Annotated in this window: 21 protein-coding genes; 5 read left to right on the top strand and 16 right to left on the bottom strand. The window is 62.8% G+C overall.

All coding sequences use genetic code 11. The features are described 5' to 3' along the window. Positions 1–7: 7 nt before the first annotated feature. From rqcH to Har1131_RS09775, 5 genes are all read right to left on the bottom strand, one after another. On the bottom strand, positions 8–2,161 hold the full coding sequence (rqcH, locus tag Har1131_RS09795) for a ribosome rescue protein RqcH (RefSeq protein WP_151146166.1): 2,154 nt from the start codon (positions 2,159–2,161) through the stop codon (positions 8–10). A 36-nt stretch (positions 2,162–2,197) separates the two neighbouring features. Continuing rightward, entirely contained in the window at positions 2,198–3,232 is a 1,035-nt protein-coding gene (locus tag Har1131_RS09790; protein WP_050038104.1) for an NAD(P)/FAD-dependent oxidoreductase, read from the bottom strand. A gap of 71 nt (positions 3,233–3,303) precedes the next feature. Continuing rightward, on the bottom strand, positions 3,304–4,800 hold the full coding sequence (locus Har1131_RS09785) for a hypothetical protein (protein ID WP_151146148.1): 1,497 nt from the start codon (positions 4,798–4,800) through the stop codon (positions 3,304–3,306). A gap of 114 nt (positions 4,801–4,914) precedes the next feature. Beyond that, positions 4,915–8,412 carry a CARDB domain-containing protein gene (locus tag Har1131_RS09780; protein WP_225308102.1) on the bottom strand — a complete coding sequence of 1,166 codons (3,498 nt, stop codon included), beginning with the start codon at positions 8,410–8,412 and terminating at the stop codon, positions 4,915–4,917. Between the two features lie 346 nt (positions 8,413–8,758). Further along, positions 8,759–10,414: a tRNA uridine(34) 5-carboxymethylaminomethyl modification radical SAM/GNAT enzyme Elp3 gene (locus tag Har1131_RS09775; protein WP_151146136.1), complete on the bottom strand. Its 1,656-nt coding sequence runs from the start codon at positions 10,412–10,414 to the stop codon at positions 8,759–8,761. 107 nt (positions 10,415–10,521) lie between these two features. On the opposite strand from Har1131_RS09775, the gene Har1131_RS22525 reads away from it, so the two are divergent. Then, positions 10,522–10,656, top strand: coding sequence for a hypothetical protein (locus Har1131_RS22525; protein WP_014040429.1), 135 nt, complete (start codon positions 10,522–10,524; stop codon positions 10,654–10,656). Positions 10,657–10,804: 148 nt separating this feature from the next. Next, entirely contained in the window at positions 10,805–12,697 is a 1,893-nt protein-coding gene (locus tag Har1131_RS09770; protein WP_050038108.1) for a methyl-accepting chemotaxis protein, read from the top strand. Between the two features lie 4 nt (positions 12,698–12,701). On the opposite strand, the gene Har1131_RS09765 is transcribed toward Har1131_RS09770, so the two are convergent. The 7 genes from Har1131_RS09765 to glmS form a co-directional block, all read right to left on the bottom strand. Next, complete coding sequence (locus tag Har1131_RS09765; RefSeq protein ID WP_014040431.1) at positions 12,702–13,190, bottom strand: cupin domain-containing protein; 489 nt, start codon at positions 13,188–13,190, stop codon at positions 12,702–12,704. A gap of 40 nt (positions 13,191–13,230) precedes the next feature. Then, a complete protein-coding gene (locus Har1131_RS09760) occupies positions 13,231–15,429 on the bottom strand; it encodes a DHH family phosphoesterase (RefSeq protein ID WP_050038109.1) in 2,199 nt (732 codons plus the stop codon). 64 nt (positions 15,430–15,493) lie between these two features. After that, positions 15,494–15,757, bottom strand: coding sequence for a hypothetical protein (locus Har1131_RS09755; RefSeq protein WP_004592637.1), 264 nt, complete (start codon positions 15,755–15,757; stop codon positions 15,494–15,496). A gap of 26 nt (positions 15,758–15,783) precedes the next feature. Next, the gene (locus Har1131_RS09750; protein ID WP_050038110.1) at positions 15,784–16,431 is read right to left on the bottom strand and encodes a YIP1 family protein; all 648 of its coding nucleotides are present in this window, start codon (positions 16,429–16,431) and stop codon (positions 15,784–15,786) included. A 90-nt stretch (positions 16,432–16,521) separates the two neighbouring features. Next, on the bottom strand, positions 16,522–17,100 hold the full coding sequence (locus tag Har1131_RS09745) for an NADPH-dependent FMN reductase (RefSeq protein ID WP_050038111.1): 579 nt from the start codon (positions 17,098–17,100) through the stop codon (positions 16,522–16,524). A gap of 109 nt (positions 17,101–17,209) precedes the next feature. Beyond that, entirely contained in the window at positions 17,210–17,371 is a 162-nt protein-coding gene (locus Har1131_RS21745; protein ID WP_162470422.1) for a hypothetical protein, read from the bottom strand. A 134-nt stretch (positions 17,372–17,505) separates the two neighbouring features. Beyond that, positions 17,506–17,952, bottom strand: coding sequence for a methylaspartate mutase subunit S (gene glmS / locus Har1131_RS09740; protein WP_014040435.1), 447 nt, complete (start codon positions 17,950–17,952; stop codon positions 17,506–17,508). 248 nt (positions 17,953–18,200) lie between these two features. Here glmS and Har1131_RS09735 point away from each other — a divergent pair, with 248 nt between their 5' ends. Further along, a complete protein-coding gene (locus tag Har1131_RS09735) occupies positions 18,201–18,740 on the top strand; it encodes a GNAT family N-acetyltransferase (RefSeq protein ID WP_014040436.1) in 540 nt (179 codons plus the stop codon). Positions 18,741–18,761: 21 nt separating this feature from the next. On the opposite strand, the gene Har1131_RS09730 is transcribed toward Har1131_RS09735, so the two are convergent. The 3 genes from Har1131_RS09730 to Har1131_RS09720 all read right to left on the bottom strand — a co-directional run bounded on the left by Har1131_RS09730 (position 18,762) and on the right by Har1131_RS09720 (position 22,744). After that, on the bottom strand, positions 18,762–19,769 hold the full coding sequence (locus Har1131_RS09730) for a sodium:calcium antiporter (RefSeq protein ID WP_014040437.1): 1,008 nt from the start codon (positions 19,767–19,769) through the stop codon (positions 18,762–18,764). A 47-nt stretch (positions 19,770–19,816) separates the two neighbouring features. Beyond that, positions 19,817–20,752, bottom strand: a complete 936-nt coding sequence (locus Har1131_RS09725; RefSeq protein WP_050038299.1) for an A/G-specific adenine glycosylase — start codon at positions 20,750–20,752, stop codon at positions 19,817–19,819. Between the two features lie 126 nt (positions 20,753–20,878). Beyond that, the gene (locus Har1131_RS09720; protein WP_050038112.1) at positions 20,879–22,744 is read right to left on the bottom strand and encodes an ATP-binding protein; all 1,866 of its coding nucleotides are present in this window, start codon (positions 22,742–22,744) and stop codon (positions 20,879–20,881) included. Positions 22,745–22,902: 158 nt separating this feature from the next. Between Har1131_RS09720 and Har1131_RS09715 the strand changes: the two genes are divergently transcribed. Both Har1131_RS09715 and Har1131_RS09710 read left to right on the top strand, forming a co-directional pair. Next, positions 22,903–23,229 carry a hypothetical protein gene (locus Har1131_RS09715; RefSeq protein WP_050007613.1) on the top strand — a complete coding sequence of 109 codons (327 nt, stop codon included), beginning with the start codon at positions 22,903–22,905 and terminating at the stop codon, positions 23,227–23,229. A 570-nt stretch (positions 23,230–23,799) separates the two neighbouring features. Further along, complete coding sequence (locus tag Har1131_RS09710) at positions 23,800–25,854, top strand: histidine kinase N-terminal 7TM domain-containing protein (RefSeq protein WP_151146130.1); 2,055 nt, start codon at positions 23,800–23,802, stop codon at positions 25,852–25,854. Between the two features lie 119 nt (positions 25,855–25,973). Here the strand turns inward: Har1131_RS09710 and Har1131_RS09705 are convergent, their stop codons facing one another. Then, positions 25,974–26,249, bottom strand: a complete 276-nt coding sequence (locus tag Har1131_RS09705) for a PadR family transcriptional regulator (RefSeq protein ID WP_004518082.1) — start codon at positions 26,247–26,249, stop codon at positions 25,974–25,976. Between the last annotated feature and the right edge of the window lie 85 nt (positions 26,250–26,334).

Below are 26,334 nucleotides of genomic sequence, written 5' to 3'. Positions count from 1 at the left end.
GACATCGTCACTCCTCGGTCATCCGACTGCCGCCGGGCGGCAGGAACTCCTGTATCTGGTCCGGACTGGCGACCTTGCGGACGAACGTCTCGTCGGCGAAGCGATCCTTGAACTCCCGGTACAGTCGTTTAGCGATGTCGTTCTGGGCGTACTGCCCCGGTTCGACAGTGATGCTCGTCGCGGCCTGTCCCTCGATAGCCGCTGGCGGGCCACCGATGACCCGCGTCTCGTCGTCGCAGGTGATACCGACGGCGACGCCGGCCGGCGTGCCCTCGAAGTACGTCCGGTCGCCGCGGACGGCGAAGCCGCCCTTCTCCAGATACTCGCCGCTTTCCGGCGTTTTCGACACCTGGTCGGGGTCGACCATGTACACGTCGCCGGCGAACTTCCCGTCTTTCCAGACAGAGGAGTACGAGACAGCGAACTGTGCGGCTTGGTCCAGTGAAGACTGCGGGAAATCCACCTCTTTGGACGGTTCGCTGGGACCGGTCGCTTTGAGCACCGTGACCGGGCCGCCGTGGGCCTGCGCGTGGAAGAACTTGTCACCGCCCTCCAGATACTTCTGGACGAGTTCTTCGTTGTCGTCGGCGTCGCGGCCGCCGATGACGAGGAAGCCGTCCGAGGTGTGGAACCAGCGGAACTGCTCGTACCAGCGCTCGGTCGACCGGGTCGGAATGGACTGCATCGAGAGCCAGTCCGTCGGTTCGTCCTCGGCCTCGTCGTTATCGGCTTCGTCCTCGCCGTCGTCGGCCTCCCACTCCTCGCGCCGCTCTTTGACCGCTTCGAGGTCCTCGCGGGTGTTCTCGATGGCAGCGAGCGCGCCCTCCTTCTTCTCCTCGATGCGTTTGGCCTCCTTGTACAGTTCGTCGGCGTTCTTCTCGACGCCGGTGAAGGCGTCCACTGTGACCCGCGTCCCGTCGATGTCGAGGGTCACCGTCCCCTCGCTCCCGTCAAGCGAGACAACTGCTTCGGCGGCCGCGATGCCGCGGTCGGCCCCCTCGTCAAACTTCGCCTCGATGTCGTCCCAGGACACGTCGTCCTGGCGGGCGGCCTGCACCGTCGAGAGCACGTCGTCGACGAGGTCGTAGTTGGCGTACAGCAGCTCGGCCTTCTCCCGTTCGACCTCGGCGTCGGCTTCGAAGTCCTCGATAGCCTGCTCCTGTTGCTGGATGATGCGCTGCTGTTTCTCTATCTCGGCCTCGAAGTCCGGGCGCTGTGTCTCGCCGCCCTCGACTTCCTCCTCCCGCTGGAAATTGAAGAAGTAGTCGTCCAGCGCGGGGTTGAACTCCGTGAAAGATTCGCTGTAGAGTTCTTCGTACTCCGCCAGCGGAATCGGCGTCACGTCGATGCGCCGGCGGTCCGGGTCATCGCCGGATTCCCCGTTGCCTGCACCGTCACCGTCGTCGAGCGTTTCGTAGTACACCCGCGGGTCGACATCTCCCTCACGCAGGCGCGTCCCCATCTCGTCGATGAGTTCGTACAGCCGCTCGAAATCGGACTCATCGAGGTCGTCGACGGCGACGTTGTAGTCGATGCCGGCGCGGGTACACAGTTCCTCGCCGTAGAGGCCGCCGAAGTTCAGTTGCGTCGCCAGCGTCCGCACGAGGTCAGCGTCGGATTCCTTGATGCGAGCGACAAACCCGTCGTAATCGACAGTCATCGGGTTGAACCGCGCCGACGGGAATTCGTAGGGCGTCCCGGGTGCGACGGTTCGGGATTTGAGCCTGACCGTTTCAAGACAGTCGATGACCTCGCCGTATTCGTCCAGCACGGCGACGTTCCCGTCGCCGAACAGCTCCGCGACGATAGTCGTCGACGCGTCCTCGCGGTCGAACTCCAGTTCGATGATGCGGTCGAACTCGAACTGCTCGACGCGGACGAGGTCAGCGCCCGACAGCCGGTTCCGGAGCATCATCGCGAAGTCCGGCGGGCGGCCCGGTGCGTCGGGGACGTGACTCTGGTCGGCAGCGTGGGCGCGCTTGACGTCGCCGACTTCGATGAGGAACTCGACGCGCCCGCGGTCGAAGTCCCGGAGCTTCAGTCTGACGAGGTCGTCCTCGGGGTAGAGGTACGCCTTGTCGAGCTTCGCGCCCTCGTAGCCGGCGAGTTCGCCCTCCAGGGCGGCGAGGTCGACGCTCGTCAGTTCCCGCTTGTGGTCCATGTCGGTGGCTGTCGGCGGGCACCCAAAGGCGTTCCGTTACCCGCTGTCGGCGATTGCCTCGCCCGTCTCCAGTCCGTTCCGTAACGCCGCGTGGAGTCGCCCCTCGCCGGCCACCCAGTCGCCGGCGAAGTACAGGTCGTGCTCGGCGGCACACGCCAGCAGATCGTGGTCGACCTTGCCCTCGGGCTGGGAGTAGCGCCAGTGCTGATGGTCGGTCCAGTCGGGGTCGGCAAGCCGGTCGTCGTCCAGCAGTCGAGCCGTCCGCGTCGCGATGTCGTCGACGAGCGTATCGGGGTGTTCGTCGTAGTTCGCAATCGACCACGGTTCGTTCATCTGCACCAGCAGCAGGGACTCGCCGTCGGGGACGTGGCCGTCCTTGCACTCCTCGCGGCCGACCCAGCCGATGTCGTGGTCCTTGTCGCTGTTGACCGCGGCATACCACGGCACGTCGATTTCGAAGGGATAGTGCAGCACCCCCGCGATGACCGTTCGATAGGGGACCGAAGCGATTTCCTGCCGAAGCGCCCGGCAGTCGTCGTGATCCCACCGCGACTGTCCCAGCAAATCTGCTGTCTGGGGGGCCGGCGGTGTCAGCAGCGCGGCGTCGAAGTGCCCCAGGTCCGCTCCGTCGTCGTCCTCGAGCCGCCAGCCGTCGCGCTGCCGCTCCAGTCGTTCGACCCGGACGCCGTTCTCTACTTCGGCGTCGGTCTCGTCGAACAGTCGCTTTGCAAGCTGTGTAATGCCCGCCTCGTACGTCCATTTGTGTTCGTCAGCGTCCCGTCCAGCGTCGATTTCCCCGGTCCTGTCGAACGCGTGCACCGGTTCCTCGATATCGACGAGTCCCTCGGTCGAGAGCGCCTCCGTGACCAGTTCCGTCACGCGCCCGTCGTCCGCCTTGAGATAGTTCGCCCCGTACTCGTACGTGCAGTCGCCGTGCCGCCGGGTCGCGGCGCGCCCGCAGACGCCGCGGCTCTTCTCGAACACTGTTACGTCGACTTCCGCGTCGTGGAGCGCGTACGTTGCCGCCGCACCGGCACCACCGGCACCGACGACTGCGAGGTTACGAGCCATACGTGCCAGTCGGACGGTGTGAGTAAAAATCCACCACACAACCAGTTCGGACCGCCCGCCAGTGGTCCGGTTCAGCGGTCCCGCTGGCGTCGGAGACCCCGACGCGTCCAGCCGACCACGGCGAGTATCGCGACACCGACGCCCACTTGGCGGAGTGAGAACCCGGGGCCCTGTGCCGCGGTCGTTGCCCTGTCATCGCTGTCAGTGGCCGGAATGGATTGGTTTTCGACTGTGAGTGGGCCCGCCGTCTCGCCGTTGACCCGAACGGTTCCGTTGACCGCCTCGAACTCTGTCTCGACGACCGTCTCCTCACCGGGCTCAAGCGCCACTTCGTCCGTCGTCACCGGTTCGCCGTCGACCGTCACCGTCAGTGTCTCGTTGACTGGCCGCGGACGGGCGTTCTTTACTGTCGTTCGCACGGTCGTATTGAACCCGGCCCGAACCCAGTCAGCCGACAGTGAGGCCTCCCTAATCTGCAAATCGGCGTTCCCCTGACCTTCGGGAGTGGGTTCCCCATCGGTACCCACTTCGGTTCCGAATCCGGCGGTTTCGTTTCCGTCGCCGGTCGTGTTGCCGGCAGGCGCGCCCCCGCCTGTTGTTCCGTTCCGCGCGGTTGCGTTCGTCCCATCGGTCGACGTCCCGTTTTCATTGCCATCCAACCCCGTGATCTCGTCATAGATTCCACCGTCAGACTGGGAGTCATCGTCGTTGTCCGAGCCGTCAGAGTCCTCGGAGCCGCTATTGTCGGAGTCGCCTGAGTCGTTCGAACCGTCTCCACTGGAGTCGGTATCGTCGTCGGAGTTGCCACCTGAGTCGTCAGTGTCGGCAGCGCCGACATCGCTATCCGCCTCAGTTTCCTCCTGTGTACCGTTCTCAGTTCTTTCACTGTCCGTCGGTGCCTCGGTCTCCTCACTGTCCGTCGGTGCCTCGGTCTCCTCACTGTCCGTCGGTGCCTCGGTCTCCTCACTGTCCGTTGGTTCTTCAGTTTCCTCACTGTCCGTTGGTTCTTCAGTTTCCTCACTGTCCGTTGGTTCTTCGGTCTCCTCACTGTCCGTTGGTTGCTCAGTCTCTCCATCGTCCGTCGGTTCCTCGGTCTCCTCACTGTCATTCGGCTCTTCAGTCTGGGTCTGTGTCTCGGTATGTTCTCTTTCTGTGGGGTTCTCGGTTTGCGTCGGCTCCTCCGTTTCTTCGTTTTCGGTCGATTCCTCCGTTTCCTCGCTCTCAGTCGGTGTCTCCGGGCTCTCCGTAGGTTCCTCCGTCTGGTCGGTCGGGTCTTCGGTTTCTTCGGAGTCTGTCTGTGGCTGTTCCGTCGGCGTCTGTTGGGCCTCCGCAGTCTGCTCGCCGTCGGTCGGTGCGTCCGTTTCGTTTACCTGCCCGAGCAGTCTCTCAGAGTCGGATTCGATAATAGATTCGACGGCGGCTCCGGGTGTGCTCACTGCGGCGTCCGATACACCGTTCTGGGGGCCGGCGCCGGAGGCACCCACGCTGCCGACAGCGAATACGGACGCGAGCGCAGCGGTGCCGAAAACGATAGTGACAGCAGCAAAGAGTTGTTTGACCTCGCTCATACAGGGAGGTACGCGAGTAAAGGATTAGTTACCCAGCAGCCAAACCCTCGGTAAGGTCGTCCTTCGTACACAGAACCGGTAGTGTGGCCGGAAAATCCGCCGTCCGTACGACCTCTACACCCTACGATGGACTCGGACGAGACCGCCGATTAACGCCAGCACAAGTGTGACTAACTGGACAGTAAATCCGGGCCCGGAGGCCGAGACCGTCTCGGAGGCTGGCTCCGCACCGCCGCCGCTTTCACCAGTCTCGGCAGTCCCGGACCCGCCCGTACTCGGGGCCGAGTTCGAGCCAACGCGGAGGTCACCGGCACTGACGCCGTTGACCGCGACTGCGCCGTCGACAGCTTCGAACTCCATCGTCACGGTAGTTTGTTCGCCGGCGTCGAGTCGAACGGTCCGAGAAGCGACCGGGTCGCCGTCGACAGTGACCGTCAGCGTCTGTTCGACGGTTTCGTCGGTCGGGTTCTCGACGGTCGCTCGCGCTGATGTGTTGAAGCCGGCCCGGACCCAGTCAGCCATCAGGGATGCATCGGCAACAGTGAGTTCTGCGGGCGTCGGCGTCGATGCATTCGTATTCGAGGAGCTGGCTGTCGTCGTCGGGGTGGACGTATTAGCGACCGGGGAGACGACAGCGATGGTCGAGAGGTTGGACGATGACGCCTGGATAGACGTATTCGTCGCGTTGGCGCTACTGGGTAGCTGACTCCAGGACCCGTTGTGGTACTGGAACACCCGGACGGCGTCCATCGATCCGTTGGTCGGCAGCGCCGATTCGTTGAGCCGCAGGGTGTACCTCACCCGGCTGATGGCAGACGCATTTGCGCCGGAAGTGACGGTCACGTACCCACGCACACCGTCTGCCTGAACTTCGGTCATGTTGTTCGGCGTGGCCTGCGGGCCGAGCATCGTCGCGTTGAACCCATCACTGTCGTTGGTCACGTCGAGCGAGAGTGCAGAGAGGGTGAACGCCGGCGCGGTCTCGGACGGCCCGGAGCGGTTCAGCGATTGGGTGACCGTCGAGTTCGCGGCGTCGGCAGTCACTCGGACAGTGACTCCGTTGTCGATCTGGGACTGCGAGATCGCGGGCGCCTCTGCGCCGCCGCCGTCGTCGGTCTCGTCCGACTCGTCGTCGAGATCGAAGCCGCCACCGCCACCGCCTCCGCCGCCGCCACCGCCTCCGCCACCGCCGTCACTACTGCTTTCGGCTTCGACAGCAAGCGTTTCAGTGGCGGCGTTGCCAATAGCGAGCGAGCGGTTGCCCTCGTTGTCGAAGGAGATACTGAAGGAGACAGTTACTGTTTCACCGCCGGCAATCGGGCCGATAGTTCTGGACTTGAGCGTCTGGTTGGTCTCTGTAAGCGCCGCGGTGTAGTTCCCACTCTCTGTCCCGACGTTTGCGACAGTCGCTGTCACGTCCACTGACTCGCCGGTTTCGGTGGACGAATTACTCAGTCGGGCGTCGCGAACCTCGAACGTCGCGGGTTGGGTCACTGAGATGTTTCCGCCGGAGTCACCGTTGACCGCCACGTCGTACTCTCCGCCGCTCTCGAAGACGTAGACGAAGGAGACCTCGGTCTGTTGACCGCCCGAGAGCGTGACGTTCCTCGTGTCCACGATGTCGTCGTTGGTCTGGAGGCGCACCGGGGAGGTCCCTGTCTCGTCGCCGTTGTTGACAACGGTGGCAGTCACCTCAATCGGTTCGCCTGTCCGAGCGCTCGTCCGGTTCAGGTCGACGCTAGTGGTTTCGAACGTCGTCGCCTCGGAGACTCGAACTGTTCCGACCCGCTCGCCGTCGAGGTCGATAGGGTACGTGCCGACGGCGGTGAACGACTCCGTGAACGAGACAGTCGTCGATTCTCCAGGGCCTAATTGCAGTTCCGTGGCGTTCACCCGCTCGTCAGCGACTGTAAGCGGGACCTCGTAGGTACCGGTCTGGTCGCCAGTGTTCGTAACCGTCGCGGTCACCGCGACGCTCTCGCCCTCGCCCACCCTCGTCGTGTTCAGCGCCCTTTCGGAGACTTCGAACGTCGCTGGCTGCTCCACCGTGACGGTCTGAGTCTCGCTACCGACCGTGAACTGGTACGTGCCGGGCTCCTCGAACGTGTGCACGTACGTGTCCGTATCGGATGCATCGGGTTCCAGATCGAACGAGACGGCGTCGACGGCTTCATTCTCCGTTTCGACCCAGAACTCCTGCTTCGCGGTCACGGTCCCATCGTTTCTGGCCGTCACCGTCAGTTCTGCCGCGTCGCCCCGGGTGACCGTTGTTCTGTTCCACTTCGCGTCGGTGACCTGAATATCGGGCTGGCCGACAGTCAGGGTGCCGGCGATGACGCCGTCGACCGTGACCTCGTGGTCGCCCTCGTCAACAGCTCCTTCGAGTCGATAGAGGAGTGTCTCGTTGACTGTCTCTCCGGCCGGGACCGTTACCGACTCCTGGCCAACCTGTGTGCCGCCAACTTCGATAGGCAGCGTAATCGTTCCGGTCTGTCCGCCAGTGTTCTCCACCGTCACCCACAGCTCCGGCTCGCGGGTCCCGATGCCACCCGTGTCCGTGTCAGTATTGACCTGGGTGTCGATGAGCCCGGCGTCCTGAATCTGGAGCGAGCCCTCGTCCGCAACGTCGACAGTCCCGACCGATTCGCCGTTTATCGTCAGGTCGTAAGTACCCTCGCTGTCGAAGCTCGGTGAGAACTCCAGCGTCTCCGTATCGCCGTTCTCGATTTCGACGGTCCGGGTGGCGATTTCGGAGCTGTCAGTCTGCAGAACGACGTCCTCTGTCGCCGACCCGTCCCCGCCTCTGGGGTTTTGTATCCAGACCGTCAGGTCGACGGGCTCGCCGGTGACCGTCGAGTCGTCACTTAGCCGCGAGTAGTCGACGGTGAACCGCCTGGATTCCTCCACGGTGATGGTCCGGGTCTCGCCCGTGGTGCCGAACTCAAACTCTCCAGTGTTCTCGAACGTGTGCACGTACGTGTCCGACGCGGACTCATCGGGCCCTAAATTGAAAGACATAGCGTCGACGGACTGTCCATCAACGGTAGTGAAAACATCTTGCTGTCCGGCCACGGCTCCTGTGTTCTCCGCCGTAACGGTCAGTTTGACGGCCCCGCCTTCGCTGACTGTCGTCGTGTTCCAGGCGTGGTCCGTGACGGTGATGTTCGGCTGCCCGACGACCAGCGTCCCCGCGGACTCGCCGTTGACCGTCACCTCGTGTTCTCCGTTCTCGATATAGCCGCCGTCCGTGGTCTCTAACACGTAGGTCGTGGTCAGGTTCCTCGTCTCACCTACCCCGACGGCCACTTCATCAGCGCGGGTGACCGTCACTTCCTGGCCGCCGACCTCGACGGTGAGCGGGACGCTGCCTTCCGCATCACCCGTGTTCTCGAACGTAACCCAGAGTTGTGGCTCCGGCGTGTTCTTCTGTCCAGTGTCCACGCGCGTGTCTATCAGTCCGGCATCCTGTGCCTGGATGGCCGGTCCCTCGGCGGTCTCTGTATTGTGGTTGGACGCGGCTGCGACACCCGGCCCGAACACCGGGGCCGTCGACACCGCAACCACAGCCAGTAGCGTCATCGCTGATAGCCACAGGCCCGTAATCTTACCCATGGGAGGGGCGATGACAGTATGGTAATTAGTTAGCGGGAACGAATCGCAGAGTAAGGTACTATTATCGCGTATACCGTCCGCTACCGCCGGTTCTATCCTAATAAGGGCTGAAAGGTGGCATTACAAGTAATGGCTCACTCGGCGCACCCGGCCCACAGGGCTGGCACGTCGGTATACATATAGTACCTCAAACGGCGGCTGTTCTTTCGGTCAGCGCCCGTCACTCGTCGCGCGATGAAAGCATCTCTCGCTGGCGGGATCCACAACAGCGCGGCTGTAATCTATCGATGAGACGCTCAGGGGCGCACCTGAGGCCGGTAAGAATTAGACTGAGGCTGTGAGGCTATCAGAGACGCTTGCTCACGTATGGGCCGTCCTGCTTGTACCCCAGCTTCTCCCGGTAGTACTGCCGGACGCCGATACCGGAAATAACGGCCAATTTCGGGTAGCCGGCGTCCCGTGCCAGTGTTTCCGCTTTTTCCAGCAGTTTCTTGCCGTAGCCTTTGTGCTGGTGGTCCTCGTCGTCACCCTCTTGACCGACGCCGACGGCGTTGCCGTAGACGTGGAGTTCGCGCACGATTGCGGCGTCCTGTAGCTCCCGGCGTACCGGATCGTTCGGGAACCGGAGCCGACAGAACCCGACGAGCACGTCGTTGTCGAAGTCTTCGAAGGAGATGAAATGCTCCGTGCCGCCACAGGCCTCGTAGGTCATCACGTCGAGTTCGATGTTCTCGGCGGCATCGTCGCTGTGTCCGGCCTCCCGACAGCGGATACAGTCACACGTCCAGTCGTGCTCTTCCATCCGCTGCCAGGCGAGCTGGCGGAGGTTCGACTTCCAGACGCCGCCCTCGATGAAGTCCGCCGGGATGTCCCGCTGGACGCGCTGGAGGCGGGTGTAGCGGGGAATCATGTCCTTGATTTCGGCGACCAGTTCGGCGGCCTCGTCGTTGGAAAGCGGGTCGAACTCGTCGTTGCGCCACCAGTCGTATGTGACGGTTCCCTCGACAATCAGCGTCGGGTATATCTTGAGGTAGTCGGGCCGCCAGTCCGTCTGGTCGAAGATGCGCCGGAAGTCCTCCAGACACATCTCCTTGGACATCCCGGGCTGGCCTGGCATCATGTGAAAGCCCACCTTGAACCCGGAATCGCGCAGGCGGCGGTTCGCGTCGATGGAGGCCTGCACGCCGTGGCCGCGGTGCATCTCGCGGTTGATCCGCTCGAAGGTCGTCTGGACGCCGACCTCGACTTTCGTCCCGCCGAGGTCGAGCATCCGGTCGATCTGTTCCGGATCACACCAGTCCGGCTTCGTCTCGAACGTGGTGGCGACGTTGCGGACGTCAGCGGTCTCGTTTTCCGCGATGACATCTTCCAGATACCGGAACTCGTAGTCGTCCTCGGCGAAGCTCACGTCCTCCGCGGGCGTCGGTTCTCCGTCCACGTCGAAGTCGTTCATCGCCTCCAGGGCCCGCTTGACGAACCACTCCTGGTAGTCGTGGCTCCGGGCCGTCATCGTCCCGCCCATCACGATGAGTTCGGCCTTGTCGACAGGATGGCCGATCTCCCGCAGTTGGTTGAGTCGGAGGGTCACCTGGCCGTAGGGGTCGTAGTCGTTCTGTTCGCCGCGTGCGGCCGCGGGCTCGTGGCCGGTGTAGGACTGCGCGGAGGAGAACTCCGAATCCGGGCCGCCCGGACAGTACAGGCACTTCCCGTGAGGACACCGCTCGGGTGAGGTCATGATAGCGATAGGGGAGACACCCGAGGCAGTCCGAACGGGCTTGCGCTGGAGGACCTCCTCCAGCACCTCGCGGTGCTCCTGTGGCGCGTAATCGAGCAGTTCGGAGTTTTTCGGCACTTTCGGCGCGGAATACTCTCGACAGACATCTATCTTGGCCGATTCGACGTCGTCGCGCTCGACCTCGCCTGCGAGAATCCGGTCGACCAGCTCCGCACACACCTGCTGGAAGGTCTCTGTCTCGTCTGGGTCCGGCGTCTCCGTGCTCATCGGCGTTGTGCGAAATCGGCGTCTCGGCCGAATAAGCGTGTCGCTCGGGTATCGTCAGCGACGGGGGTGGCCGTGGGGTTCATTGTGCTGTCACACCAAAGAGAGGTATGAGAAGCGAAACGGACGACACCAGGAGCCCCGACCGACCGACCTTCCGCGGCTGTGTGTTCTGTTACAGCGCGGAGTGGGCGTACTACGGTGCGAAGAAGGCAGCCAGGTCCGTCTCGGCGACTGATACGTAGCGGGACCCGGGTCGCAGTCGGCAGCGAATGAGCTGTCTGAAAACAACTCCAGAGTCGTTGAAGCCCCGTCTCAGGCGCTCTACCCCGTTATTTCGAATGATACTGCCAGGGGAGTCTTTTAGTCATTGCTCTCCTCGACTGTGTATATATGCCAGACACGACCAGTGGGTCTGCACAAACTCGCTCCCGGGAATTGACGCCGACGGAACGGTTCCAGGAGTTCATTGCATACATTCCGAGTGGCGATACGATCCCCGACGAGACATGGCGCGGCCGACACCGTAATATCCTCATTCTGCTGCTTGCGCATGTGCCGTTCCTGCTGGCACTCGGGCTGTATTCGGGAACTGAGTCGCTCGTCACGGGCGCGACGCTTCCCGAGATAGACACGCTCCACGTTCTCGCAGAGGTCGGGGTCGTCGTCGGCCTCGCCGTGTTAGCGAGGTTGCCCTGGTTCGGTCGGCGAACGCGAACCGCGCTGGCGACGATGGGACTCGTCACGACGTCCGGGTTCCTGGTCCACTTCTCCGGCGGGTACATCGAGGCTCACTTCCACTTTTTCATCGTGATGGCTGTGGTTGCCGTCTACGAAGACTGGCTGCCGTTCTTCCTCGGCATCGGGTACGTCTCCGTCCAGCACGGGATTTTCGGCATGATCGACCCGAGTCGGGTGTACAACCACTCGGCGGCGATCAACAACCCGTGGGTGTGGGCGTTCATCCACGCGGGCTTCGTTCTGATGCTGGCCGCGGCGCTGATGGCGCACTGGTCGTCGACCGAGCGATCCCGTGAAGCGGCGGAACAACAACTCGAACAGGCCAGAGAGAAGACCCAAGAGGTCGAAAACCTGGAGGAGAAGAAAGCCGAGATGGAACAGGCTATCGCCGAAGCCGAGGAGGCAAAAGCCGAGGCCGAGGCCCGACAGCAAGAGGTCGAAGAGTTCAACGAGCACCTCGAAGCCACGGCCGACGCTTACAGCGCGGCGATGTCCCGGGCGGCCGACGGAGACCTCACGGTCCGGATTGACCCCGACAGCGAGAGTGACGCGATGGCACAGATCGCCGAGTCGTTCAACAAGATGATGACGGAGACGGAGTCGGCGATGGCCGAAATACAGACGTTCTCGCAGGAGGTCGCGTCGACGAGCGACCAGGCCACGGCCGGTGCCAACGAGGCAACGGGGGCCAGCGAAGACATGAGCGAATCGATTCAGGGCATCGCCAGCGGGGCGGTCGACCAGCGTGAGATGCTCGAAACCGTCTCAAGCGAGATGACCGACCTGTCAGCCACCGTCGAGGAGGTCGCCGCTTCGGCCGAAACCGTCGCGGAACGGTCCCGCGAGACAGCCAAGATCGCGGACGACGGCGAGGAGACCGCACAGGAAGCGATAGCGGGCTCCCGAGAGGTCCAGACGGCCATCGATTCGACCGTCGAAAACGTGGAGCGACTGGACGAGAAGATGGCAGAGATCGGTGAGATCGTCGATCTCATCGGCGACATCGCCGAGCAGACGAACATGCTGGCCCTGAATGCCAACATCGAGGCCGCACGGGCCGGAAACGGGTCGGGCGGCGATGGGTTCGCCGTCGTCGCAGACGAGGTCAAACAGCTGGCAGAGGAGACCCAGGCATCGGCGACCGAAATCGAACAGCTCATCGCGGAGACCCAGGCCCAGACCGAAACCACGGTCACAGAGGCACGGGGGGCAAAGCAGGATATGCAGGAGAGTACAGAAGCCGTCGAAGACGTCGTCGACACGTTCACGCAGGTGGCCGAGAACGCCGAGGCGACCGACGACGGGATTCAGGAGATCAGCGACACGACCGACGACCAGGCCGCCACGACCGAGGAAGCGGTGTCGATGGTCGAGGAGGCCGTGGACATCAGCGAGGCGACCGCCGCGGAGACCGAGACCGCCTCCGCGACCGCGCAGGAACAGGCCGCGTCCATGTCGCAGGTCAGTGCCAGCATCGAATCACTCGCCGAGCAGTCCGAACGGCTCCAGACGATGCTGTCGGAGTTCGAAGTCGACAGCCGATAGCGGCTCACTCCTCCCAGTACTCTTTTTCCGCGTTCCTGTCGAGATACGTCGACAGCGTTCGGTCCGCTTTCTCGCCGCCCGGGGGTGACCCGGCGTACAGCCCGACCATCTCCCGGTCGGGGTACACGGTGATATCCGGTTCTTCCATCGTCGAAACCATCAGCAGTCGGAGTTCAGACTCGCCGGCTTCGATTTCGTGCGCACTCTCCTCGCCGGCCGGAAGCGCGACGAAATCGCCCGGCTTGAGTGCGTGTTCCTCAGCGTCGGGGCCGAGCCAGAGCGTGCCGGTCCCGGCCTGGACAAATATCGCTTCCTCGTTGCCTTCGTGGTAGTGGCGCACCCAGAGCCGTTTCCCCGGTGGGACGGCATAGAGGCTCGCGCCGAGTTGTTCGCCCCCGGCGGCGTCACCAAGCTGCTTGCGCCTGAACGTCCGGTCGCCGTGGTCGTGGTCGGTCCAGTCGAGGTCGGCTTCGTTGACGGGGCCGTCGCTCATGCCCGGTCAGACTGCCGGCGGATAGAAAAAGTCCTCTGCGCTACAGTTCGTCGGCCAGCACGTCGAGCGTGGCGTCGAGGACGGCCGGGCGCTCGCCAGCCAGATAGCGGATGGTCCCCTCGCGGACGCTCCGCGTCGCGACGCCGCCTTCGGGAACTCGCTCGCTGACTTCGCTGACTAGCTCGTGCAGGTCCAGGTCGCCGTTGGCACGGACGTACATCGTGTCCGTCGAGATGCCGAGCACGGCGTCGCTCTCGTCGCGGACATCCCGGTGGAGTTCATCCAGCAGGAGCGACTCCGGCGGGAACTCGTACTGGTGGGTAAAGGCGTCCGTGTCGAGCACGGCGATGTCCACGTCACCGACGGTCCGGTGGTCGAGGTTGGCCCGGGCGGTGGACACCTCTTCGTCGACCTTCTCGCGGAACTGCTCGGCGATGTGGCCGGCCAGGCCGCCCACGTCCTCCTCGTCGTCGCCGAACACGAGGTCGGTGATGAGTTCGCGCTTGTCCTCGTAGGACTGGTAGTGGGCTTCGAGCGCGACGGCTTCGCGGAGTTCCGACACGGCGGTCTCGTCGTAGCCGGCCTCGCTGGCGGCCTCGACGTACGGCTCGGGGATGTCCTCCCAGAAGCTCACGGCCGGAAGGTGTTGCAGGTCGTCACGAACGTCTTCGTTGACGTGTGCGGCGACGTTGGCCGCAAGCGCCGTCGAGGTGGTCTCGGAAACGGCGTCAGCGGAGGGGGAGACAACGGCGTCGACCGTGTCGACGACCGCGCCGTCGACGTCGATGTCGTCGATGACGACGCTCGGCGCGCCGTAGACGTTCAGCAGGTCGAAGCCGTCAAGGCTCTCGCGCGTGCCGCCGGCGGCGACGAAGACGAACAGCGGGAGTTTCTCCTCGTGGCGCTCCCGGTTGTCGAGCATCGTCGTCGTGTCCTTCGTCGCGTCGTCCATGTCGTAGACGCCGCCCTCGATTGGTCGCCGGTCGAAGTAGTGGTACTTCGCGTCGGCGCGGCGGTGCTGCTCGGTGACCAGCGGGAGTGCGGCGCGTTCGAGCGCGCTGCCGGCGAGATAGCCGTCCGCGGTGTTGGCGTGGCGGACGATGACCGGACGGTCCGTCAGCACTGCCTTCCGGATCTGGGTCGCCGCTTCGACCAGATCATCGGAGAGGGCCGCAACCGCCGTATCATCGGCGAGCGGTTCGGCCGTGTCAGGTCGGGCCTCGTCGTCGAGGGCGTCGGCGAGCCGCTGTTCGACTTCCTCGCGCTCCTCGGCTTCGAGGACATCGAGCTCCTCGGTCTCGACCTGCAGTTCACCGCGACGCTCGCGGACTTCGCCCGAGAGTCGGACGTAGTCGTCTTCTTCGACCTCGGGGTAGGCGCGGACGCCTGCCTCGACGAAGGCCGCGCAGTCGACAGTGCCGGTCTCGTCCTGCAGTTCGAACACCGTCGGCCCGGAGGTCTGTCGGATGCCGACGACTTCGCCTTCCAGTCGAACGTCCGCACCGACGTGGTCGTCGAGATCGCCGATAGCCGCGGCGACCGGTTCGGCCGTGGTCGCCTCGTCCGTCTGCTCCTCGCTTTCGTCGCTCTCTGCGTCGGCTTCCTCGTCGGACTCGGTCATGACGGCGGTGTTCGACCCGCTGTCGTTGCCGCCGACGGCCGCAGTGCCTTCGACGCGGTCGTCATCGCTGGCCCGACTGACTGCGCCGGCGTTCGTGGCGCTGCTGTCGTCGGATTCGGTGCCTTCGTCCGCGTCCGATTCGTCGTCGCTTTGTCCCGCTGACTCGTCAGTTGAGGGTCGAGACGCCTCCTCGTCCGAATCGTCGGACTGTGTCTCGTCTTCGTCGTCTTCGTTCTCAAGCAGGACGGAGTGACCGATTTCCGGGTCGTCGACGAGGACGCCGCGGAACTCGCGTTCGGACTGGCGGATCGACCAGCCGAGGTCGACGTTGCCGTTGTCCCGTACGTTCTTGACCTGGACGTAGACGGTGTCGCCCGAGTCCCAGTCGAGGGAATCGAGCCGCTGGTCCAGTTCGCTCCGGTGGAGCAGCCCCGTTACGCTGTCGCCGATGTCGACGAACACGCCGAACTCGGCGAAGCCGTCAACACTGCCGCGGTAGTAGCGGTCGACCGATAGCTGGTCGGCACGCGAGCCACGGAACTCGAACAGGGCGTCCTCCTCGTGGAGGTCACAGATGCGTCCTTCGACAGATTTGCCGCAGATGATACACGAACCCATTACACGGTGCAAGCATGTCGGGCCTAAAACGGTTGTCGAATTCCGGACGAACCAAACGGGGCCGCTATTCGAACATCTCGCTCTCTTCTTCCAGTAGTTCGAGCCCTGAAGCGACCGCTTTCGCCTGTTCAGGGAACAGAGCGACCTCGATTTCGCTTCCCTGTTCGTCTTCGAAGGCAATTTTCACGCGCTTGTCGCCGTACTCGCGAACGTCGACGCCCTCCACATCGTACATCTTGATCGTCGCTTCCTTGTTCGACGGGCCGACGCTCTTGAACGCTCCATCTTTGAGTTCCAGCATGAACTGGTCGATGTCGATACTGAGCATCGTGTGGAAACGCACGCCGGCGGACCCTAAAACCCGTAGTCAGCGGCCAGCACCGAGACGGCCTGAAAGCCCCGGAAGCCGTAGCCGAAAATAATTGCGGCGGGGACGGCTCCGACGATTGCGGCCACGGGGAGCCGGATATTGTGGACGACGGCAGTGCCGAGCAGGTACAGGCCCGCGCCCCAGGCGGTGACGAGCACCCGGACTTCTGCGCTGGGCAGACCCGCCAGCAGACAGGGGGCCATCGCGTAGCACATCACTTGGACGGTTTCGCTCACGCCGCCGCGGTCCGACGCGACGGGGAGCAGTCCGAGGGGAAGCAACAGCAGCGTCTGTAGCGCCGCCGTCAGATGCACCGTCGCCGGCGTGACGAACACGAGAATAGCAAACAGCGCCAGTACCGCGACGCCGGGCGAGAAGCCACCGATAGCGGGGTAGTCGAACGGCCCCGTAGACAGCAGTCCCCGCTGGGCCAGCTTGACGACGGCGTAACGGCTCACCTCCTCGAAGAGGACTACTGTCGCCGCAAACACCAGCCCCGGGGCCTGGTCACCCGGCGCGACGCCGGTCCGGAAGAACCGCCGCGGACGGCGGAGTATTTCCACCCACGCACGCACCAGCGCGGCTGGCCCGCGGTCCCGGCCACCGGTCGGATTCTCGACCCACTGAGTCACGCCTGAAACTTGGGCGCGAGCCGGTTTGACCGTTTCCTTCTATCCGTCAGCGATCCCCTTCGGCTCGGACACGCACAGCGGTCCTCACGGCTAATCGTCCGCTCCGACGTTCTCCGTACTCTCGAAACACGCCGAGTCCGGCTCGATGTTCGCGTACTTGACTGCTTCCTCACCGAGCGACGTCACGCGTTCCTCGATATCGGCGTCGACTATCTGACCGTCAGCGATGTGATTGTGTGCGTTCGGAACCGCGGCCTGATGCGGGATGACCCAGCAGTTCAGCGCCCGGCAGACCGAGCGGAGGTGTTCGAGCGCGGTGATGGGAAAGCCCCCGCCGGCGACCGCTAGCAATCCCACGGTTTTGTGTTCGAACTCGTCGAAGCCACAGTAGTCGAGTGCGTTCTTCAGCACGCCGGAATAGGACCCGTGATACACCGGCGTCCCCAGCAGAATTGAATCAGCCGCGTGAACTCTATCGGCGAACTCGACAGCGTCGCCGACCTCGCGATGGTCGGCATCGAACACCGGTAGGTCGAATTCCTGAAGATCCAGCAGTTCCGTGGTCGCCCCCAACTCCTCGGCGGCGACGAGCGCGCGCTCGATACCGACCCTGGTGTAGCTCTCCTCTCTGAGACTGCCGACGACACCGACGATGTGTGGTTCGGACATGTCGGGTCTATGGAGTGGGGCCGGTATATCGATGGGGGAGACGAGGCGCAGCGCTAGTCCCTTTCCGGCTGTCGGTTTGTCAGGCCATGAAGGTCGCTCTGGCCGACGCTCAGTTGTCGTGGTAGACGTAGAGGAGGTTCGGATACGGGATGTACGCGACACGTTCGAGCCCGCCACTGCCGACCTCCTTCTTCAGATGGACACCGTTCGACCCCTCGACCACGTCGTGAATGTTCTTGATTTCGGTGCCGTCACTCAGCTCAGCTGTCATGTGTGACATTATACTCCATAGGGACCCTGGTCGTAAAGCACCCCGGGCTGTGCGTGGTCGACGACAGCAGTCGATGAGTGGCTGGCGGATTACGCATGTTCGCTACGCTAACGGCTGCAAAAGGAGTCCGTGGCTCAGGAGCCGAGCTGAACCTTCTCGGACGACGCTTCCTCACGGGAGCGGTGGCCGAGGTCGGCTTTCAACGCCTCGATAGCCTCCTCAGGGTCGGTCTCCGAATCGAAGACCCGGTCGAAACCGAGCGCTTTGAACGTCTCGCGCGTCTCCTCGAAGGAGTCCTGCCCGACAGCGAGGTTGCCGCCGATGTAGGTCGTCACGTCCAGACCCGCCTCGTTGATCTGCTGCTGGAACCCCTGACAATCCTGCTCGGCGTGGCCGTACAGCGACGAAACGAGTATCGCTTCGGCGTCGTGTTCATCCGCGGCGTCGATGAACTCCGACTGGGACGACTGGACACCGAGGTTGACTACGTTGAACCCTGCCGCTTCGAACGCTCGTTCCAGAATGGTAATCCCAACGACGTGCGCGTCGGAGCCGATGACACCGAGGATGACTGTCCTCATACAAGACCACCAATGGGTGTCAACTACATAAACCTAATGATAAACCATGATAGATTATGGGAATGGTTCACACACCGGGGAGAGGATATTAGCCATGATAGCCCAAACGAACCGATAGACACAGCATCTATGGTACGCGACACGATTCAGCATCTGGCAGATCCCCGGGTACTGCGCCGCCTATCGCGTCAGTCCACCCACTGTGGCACCCGCTCGGAACAATCTGTCTGTCCGTCGTCGGGACACGCATGACGACCATCCGCCGAGCCTTCGACGCCGACGCCGACGGCATCCGCCGGGTCGCACGGGCGGCGTGGCACGACGCCTACGACTCGCTGGACTCCGACGTCATCGACGAGACGATATCCGACTGGTACGCCGACCCGCTGGGCAGCGCGCTCCACGGGTGGGCCGGCGGCGTCCCCGCCAACGACCTCGACGACATCGAGGCGACGTTACTGGTTGCCGAACAGGACGGCGAAATCATCGGCTTCACCCAGGGCATCACCATGCATACGATGGGGACGATGCTGCGGCTGTACGTCCACCCGGACTACCACGGGGAGGGTGTCGGGACGGCGCTGTACGACCGGCTCGAAGACATCTTTCTGGAACACGGCGTTGAGCAGTTCCGGGCGCTCGACCTGGCCTCGAACGACCGGAGCCGGGAGTTCTTCGAGAACCTCGGCTTCGAGCGGACCAAGACTCGGACACTCACTATCGGCGGCGATCCCTACGACGAGGCCGTGTATTCCCGCGAGCTGTCGCCCGAAGAAGGCGACGAGTAGCGTCAGCAAACGCGATCCGTCTCAGATACCACTGACCGTCTCGATGAGCCCGACCGATTCGAGGGCCATCCAGCAGACGAACACCACGTACAGACCAAGCAACGTGTACGCTTCGCGGTCAGAGAGTTCGAGGTCCGTCCGGATGAACACGATGAACACCAGCGTCACGAACCCCAGAAACCCCATCGTCGGAATCGCCACGAGAAAGTCGATTGTCGCCCGCCCTGCAAGGAGGACGCCGACGGGAATCGCCACCAGCAGATTGAACGTATTGCTTCCCAGAACGTTCGTCAGACTCGTGACGCTGTCGTCGTTTTTCGCGGCCCGGACGCTGACGAAGGCATCAGGGAGGCTCGTCCCGGCGGCGATGACGGTCAACCCCCAGAGGAACGTCGGCGTGTCGAAGATGACACCGAGGGCGAGCGCGCCCTGAACCATCCCCTCGACGCCGACCGTGATGACGACGAGTCCGACCCCCAGCATTCCCCACTCCCGTCCCGGACGGACGCTGTGGGTTTCGTCTGCGACGTGCTCGCTGGCGTCCTGCTGGTGCAAGAAGACGTAGATACCGTAGGCCATGAGCGGAACGGCGACGAGCGTCGGGGTCAGGATAGCCGCCCGATTGGTCCCGCCCGGAACGTACGTCGCCCCGAGCGCGAACACGATGAACAGGATGAGGACGCTGATGACGTAGAACTGGGCGTCTTTGTGGACGATGTCACGCGTCGACCGGAGTTCTTCGCTCGACAGCGCCGCGAGGGCCGGAATCACGAGCAGATTGAATATCGCGCTCCCGACGATTGCACCGACGCCCAGCGAGAACTCGTCGTGGACGACGGTGCTGATAACGACCGAACTTATCTCGGGAAAGCTCGACCCGACGGCGACGACGATTGCGCCGTGAACCGCCACCGGTAACCCGTAGTACTTGCTCAGCCGTTCTGCGGCCCGCTCGAAGTACGCGCTCCCTTTCCAGATGACAGCGGTTGCGACGACGATGAGAGCGACCGAACCCAGCAAGCCAGCCATTGTGGACGTATTGACCGCACGGGTTCAAGGGTGTATGCCACTGGCGGTCAGCGCTGGAGGCGCGCGACCGCCTCGCCGTCGCTGTTCTCGACATCGACTAGCCCGTCGTCGGCCAAATCCTCCAGAAGCCCTCGGAGCCATTCGCGGCCGTACTCCCCCTCGGGCGCGTAGTCCACGCGCACACGCGGCCCCAACTGGTCCAGTTGTAGCTCGTCGTACTCCTTGAGCGCCGAGATGACGCGGCCGCGCATCTGTCGACGGCTCCCCTCGAACTCGGGCTGGGTCGGGACGTCCGGCGCGGTGAAATCGCCCGTTTCGTAGGCCGAACACCACTCACGCCACGGGCACTGCGCGCCGTCACAATCCGGCGTCTTTTCGCAGGCAACCCCGCCCAGTTCCATGATGGCGTTGTTCCAGACTCGCGACTGGCCCCCGGGCATGAGTTTGCTTGCGGCCGCTTCAAACTCTGAATCGTCGTCCGGCACGTCGAAGACGCGGTACAGGACACGCTTGACGTTCGTATCGACGACGGCGTTCCCGTTGTTGAACGCGAAGGAGGCGACGGCGTTGGCGGTGTAGGGACCGACACCCATCAGGTCGCTGAGGCCGTCCGGGTCGCGGGGCCACTCGCCGTCGTAGTCGTCGACCACTTGGCCGGCCGCCTCGTGGAGGTACTTCGCACGATTGTTGTAGCCCAGCGAGTGACTGGTCCAGAAGCCCACGACATCCGAACGGTCGGCCTCGGCCAGGGCCGCCGCAGTCGGCCAGCGGTCCAGAAAGTCCTCCCAGGCGTCGACGACCCGGTCCAGTTGGGTCTGCTGGCTCATCACTTCGGAAACGAGAATCTCGTAGGGGTCAGTCGTCTCCCGCCACGGGTACGAGCGGTGGTCCGCCTCGTACCACTCCACGAGCGCGTCCTGGACAGCCGACGGGTCCGCGGGCACGGCCCCATGACGGTCCGTCGCTGTCGACTGGTCGGTCATACCCCCGTTTAGCCCTGTCCCGATTTGTGCGTGGCGGTCGTTGCCGCCCATCCCGTCGGCTGTACGTCTGGAAAGAATCGCCGCCCTGAGATGGCGGATATCTTACAGTAGTTACAGCCAACAGTATCAGTCGTCGACTTCGGACCGTCCCCACTCGAACTCGGTCCCGTACCAGTCCGGCTCGTCCTCGCTGAACACGTCCGCGAACACGAACATCGCGCCGTCGGGGTAGGTCGTATCGATGTACAGCCGCCAACCGTGGGCCTCCGCGATGGTCTTGACGATAGAGAGGCCGAGCCCGGTACCGTCCGCGCTCGTCGTGTGACCGTACTCGAAGATGTTGTCGACCGCTTCGCTCGGAATCCCCGGCCCGTCGTCGGCAACGTAGAAGCCGTGTTCCGTCAGCCCGACCGTGACGGTCACCTTCGGGCCGACGTGGTCGAGGGCGTTGCGAAACAGGTTCTCGAGGGCTCGCAAGAGCCGCGTCCGGTCGGCGTCGATGGTTCGACTGCCCGCGACCTCGATGCTGGCGCTTTTGTTGTCGATGTTGTCCCACGCATCGGTGACGACGGCCTCCAGCGGAACCGGGGCCGTCTCCTCGACGCTTGCGCCCTTTCTCGTCAGCGTCAACACGTCGTCGATTATGGACTCGATACGGTCGTGTGCGTCTTCGAGTTTCTCGATGTGTGACTGGAGGTCGGTCGAATCCGTCTCCGGGTCCGACAGCCGCGTCGCAAGCAGTTCGACGTGGCCCCGGGCGACCGTAAGCGGGTTTCGGAGATCGTGGCTCAGTGTCGACGCGAACTCGTCCAGCCGCTCGTTCTGACGTTCGAGTTCGTGGCTCGACCGCTCGGCCTCCTCGCGGGCCGCCTGGGCCTGGCGGATCTGACTCCGGAGTGTGTCCCGCATATTTCCGAAGGCGTCGTACAGCCTCCCGATCTCGTCCTGCCGGGCTGTCGAGATGTCAACGCCGAGGTCACCCTGTTCCATGGCCTGCGTCCGGTTACGGAGCTGTCTCAGGGGCCGAACCGTATGCCGTCCGAAAAGATATCCCGCGATGCCCAGCGCGGCGACTGCCGTCCCGATGACAGCGAGGAAGCCCCAGCGGACGAGCCGACTCGTTCCGTACAGTGTCTCTTGCGTCGCACTCGTCGTGACCACCCACGACGTACCGTTGACGGGCGTGTACGTCGCGACATGGGACCCCGTTTCGATAGTCGTCGTTCGGCCCGCTGTTGCGGCCCGGAGACCGTCCTGACTGATGGGCACGGAACCACCCTGGCCCCCGATAAGCGGGTCTCCGTCCCCAGTGAGCAGTTGCGTCTCGAACCCGTCGCGCCCGTCCTGAAACTGCTCGACCGGGACCCGGGCAACCAGCACTAGTGCTCCATCGCCATCGGAGACGGGAGTCACGAACGCCATCGAGTGGTTGTCACCGTCCGCGTATGCTGTCGAGTGGATCACTGTGCCAGTGTCGGTGGAGCCGTTCATCGTCGCCATCACAGGGGACTCCCACGCGGGTTCGACCGCCCGCGGTGGCCGGCCTTCTGTGTTCGTTCCGGTGCTCGCGACGACTATCTGAGAGTTGTCGACGGTGGAGACGTAGTGAAGCGAACGAATCTGTGACGACTCTGCCGTGGCTGCTGTCGTAAGGTACTGTCTGATATCTGCGGGCGTCCCAGTGACGTACACCCCTGCGGCTGCGATAGCGATGGCCTCCGTCTCGGTGGTCGTCCGCCACTGCCCGATACTGTCGGCGCGATGCGTGGCCGACGTTTCGAGGTCCGTCACCGCGTCGCTGACGACCCGGTCCTGTATCTGCAGGTAGCTGCCGAAGCCGACGGCTGCGAGTACGACGACGATTACCGCCAGCGCGACAGCGAACTTCGCCACGTAGTTACGCGTGTACACGTCCGGGAGGACTGCGTGAAGCCGCTCTAGCAGCCCGTCGGGCTGGCTGGACGCTGCTGTCTCGTCCCCACCACCTGTCATTATCTAATCTGAATCCTTCGGTAGTTGACCGCTACCAACCGTTATGTTCAGTCCATGATATAATTTATCATATGTTATAATCGTAGACATCCGTGTTTCGAGGGAGCGGTCCCAGACGAGTCGTAAGGGGTTTCCTCGCGCTCACCGTCCCCGTTCGTATGAGCCTCGACGATCTACAGGATGATATCGAAGCGGCGTACGGCGACTTCGACGACGAGTTCGAACTGTCCATCGACCGCGAGACGCGCAACGAACTCGCGATGCTGTCAGTCGCACTCGACCCGGACGACCCGGACGAACTCGTCAGGCGCGCGGTCCATATGCTGTTTCAGTCGACCGTCGACCGCGGGACGCTGGATTTCCACCTCCGGTCGAGCTACGACTGTACGTACGACGAGTACCTCTCGGGGATGACCTTCGACCAGATGACCGGGAACGACTTCCCTCAGCAACAGGACAAGGACGACCGGCGCTACCAGTTTTAAACGAAGAGCCCAAGCGCCGGCACCGTTACCGTACCGAGGACGACCGAACGAAACATCCCGAGCGCCCCGCAAGCAGAATACGAAACACGGTCGTCTGAATCGGCTCCAGGGATCGCTGCAAGAGGGCCGACATAGCTCCCATATACATGAGATTAGTTAACAGTTAGTGGTGCTATAGAGTCTTTCCTCGCTACTTGTACGGCGAAGATATCCGCGACACGGCAACTGCCTCACCCAGCTATCCGTCAGGACAGCGTCTCTGCCGGGAACCGCCCCTGGGTTGAGAGCCCCGCTGACACGAAATAGGCAGTGCGTCCCAACAATGATCGGGGTCGAATCGCGTACCCCACTCACCACCGCCCATAGCCAAGACAGACTACCATCTGTTTCCGATAGTCTTTGCCAAAATATCAATAAATGAAACAGATGTTCCGAGCTACTGTCTTTTATCTTCCGTTAAATACAGCACAAACGGCCGATTCTAACACAATATGTGAGGTGTCGAACAGACTTATTCAAGTTTGATAGTTGGAGGGGAATTATAAAACGACCCTAAATCAACGCTGACGTGTGGGATTATCGCCAGGCATACCGACGTGGGTTCTCCTCATCGCGTTCGGCATAAACCTGGGAATTGCCGGTATTGCCGTTCGTCGGCGGAGTGTACGCGGGGCAGTGCCGCTCGCCGCGATAATGATCTCTGTCGCACTTTATTCGCTCGGCAACGGCGTTCTGTCGGCAAGCACGACAATGCCGACGTACCGGACCGGTCTCGTTATCAAATACATCGGGGCGGTCGGGCTCGGGCCAACACAGTTCTGGTTCGGGCTGACATACAGCGGCCGGGAATCACTCCTGACCCGCCGACGCTGGGCGCTACTGCTCGCTCCCCCAGTCGTCGTTTTCGGGCTTGTCGTGACTGCACAGTCACACAACCTGCTGTGGACCCTCGACGGGTTCGTGCAGGGACCGCCGCTCGCGAGTCCGGAGCGCGTGAACGGCCCCGTCTTCTGGTTCAATCTCCTGTACCAGTACATTCTGATAGGGACGACGTACGTCATCGTCGGGCTCTTCGGACTCAAGCGAAGCGGTCGGTATCGAACACAGGCGACGTTGATGTTGCTTGGCGGCATTATTCCGCTGATTGCGAGTTTAGTGTTCGTCTTCGGCAGTGATCCGATGGGGTCCGCTGACCCGACAGCGTTCGCGTTCACGTTTACGGGGGTTGTCTTCGCTATCGCGCTCTTTCGCTTTGACCTCCTCGACCTGATGCCCGTCGCGAGACACACGCTCGTTGAAGAGATGTCTGATCCCGTCTTCGTCGTTGATAAAGACGGGCGGCTTGTCGACGTAAACGAGACTGGCACAGACCTCCTCGACGATGAAGGGACGGCGATTGGCCGGTCTGCGTCGGAAGTCATGCCGTCCTACGACTCGCTACCAGACGACGACGGCAATGCCGACGCCGATGTCGTCATCGAAGCTGACGGCGGACCACACTACTTTGATATCAACCGTTCAACGCTCACCGACCAAACCGGCTCAGTGATCGGACAGCTGCTCATCTACCGTGACGTGACTGAGCGCCGTATCGCGGAAGAGCGCTTCCAGCGCCTCATCGAACGGTCTTCGGACATGGTGACGGTTCTGGACGAAGACGGGGAGTTCACGTACGTCAGCCAGCCAGTTAAGAAGATACTCGGATACGAACCTCCCGAGTTGGTCGGTGAGAACGCCGTCGAATACATCCATCCCGACGACAGACAGCGCGTTGTTGAGGACCTGGCCAGATACGTCGACGATTACGGCTACTCCGGCACGTACGTCGTGCGATTCCGCGACGCAGCGGGTAACTGGCGTTTCATCGAAGCGCACGCAACAAATCTGCTCGCCGACCCGTTCGTCGAGGGGATCGTCCTCAATTCCCGAGACGTGACCGAGCAACTACAGCGAAAGCGGAAACTGGAACGGCAGAACGAACGGCTCGACCAGTTTGCGAGCATCGTTGCGCACGACCTCCGGAACCCACTGAACGTCGCGAGTGGACGACTTAGCCTACTTGAGAGCGATGTCGCTAGCCACGACGCGTCGATCGGGACGATTCAGGAGCAACTCGAGCGCATGGAGTCGATCATCGACGACTCGCTCACGTTGGCTCGCTCAGGAGAAACGGTGACTGAGACCGACGAGGTAGACCTCGAACTGATCGCATACGATGCCTGGCAGAGCGTCGAGACTGGCGGGGCGACCCTCGTCGTCGAAACAACGCTCCAGATCGATGGCGACCGTAATCGGCTCCGGAATATGCTCGAAAACCTGTTCCGAAACAGCGTCGAGCACAACGAGTCGGCTGACCTGACCGTCAAAGCCGGGTCCTTACCCGACGCGGTCGGGTTCTACGTTGAAGACACCGGGGCAGGTATCCCCTGCGAAGAACGTGACGCAGTGTTCGAACAGGGATATACCACAAACGCGGAGGGGACAGGATTCGGCCTCGCTATCGTTAAAGACATCGTGCAGGCCCACGGGTGGGACATATCAGCCACTGAGGGCGAGAGCGGCGGAGCCAGGTTCGTGATCGAGTGCCACGAGTCACCTATGGTGAACCAACCCGACACCACATGACGCTGAACGACTCCAGCGACGAATGCCGTTATTGTAGCGTTACCCGCTCCCATCACTGAAGACGGACCCACCGCTACCGGCGAAACGACGGCCTCAGCACAAGGGGCGGTGCGACACTCTTACAGGTCGACGTACTGGTCTTCCCATTCGCGGCGGGCGTCGATCTCACGACGCCCGCGGCGCGTAAGCGTATAGAAGTTGGTCCGGCGGTCGCGCTGGCCCTTCTCGACCAGTCCCTTGTCGACCAGAGTGTCGAGGTTCGGGTACAGACGACCGTGATGGATCTCCTTCTCGTAGTACGCTTCGAGCTCCTCCTTGATAGCTAAGCCGTGGGGCTCTTCCCTGCCAGCGATCACGTAGAGAAGGTCACGCTGGAATCCTGTCAAGTCGTGCATCGGTTTTCCTATGTAATGATTTAGTATCTATACTGTTAAATATATCGGCCCAGAGAACTTGATGTTGTTTCGGTAGTCCAGAGTG

It is taken from the genome of Haloarcula sp. CBA1131, assembly GCF_008728975.1.
In the GTDB taxonomy this organism is placed as follows: Archaea; Halobacteriota; Halobacteria; order Halobacteriales; family Haloarculaceae; genus Haloarcula; species Haloarcula hispanica.
The sequence above is the reverse complement of the archived record's forward strand: the minus strand, read 5'-3'. Positions and strand labels throughout refer to the sequence as shown.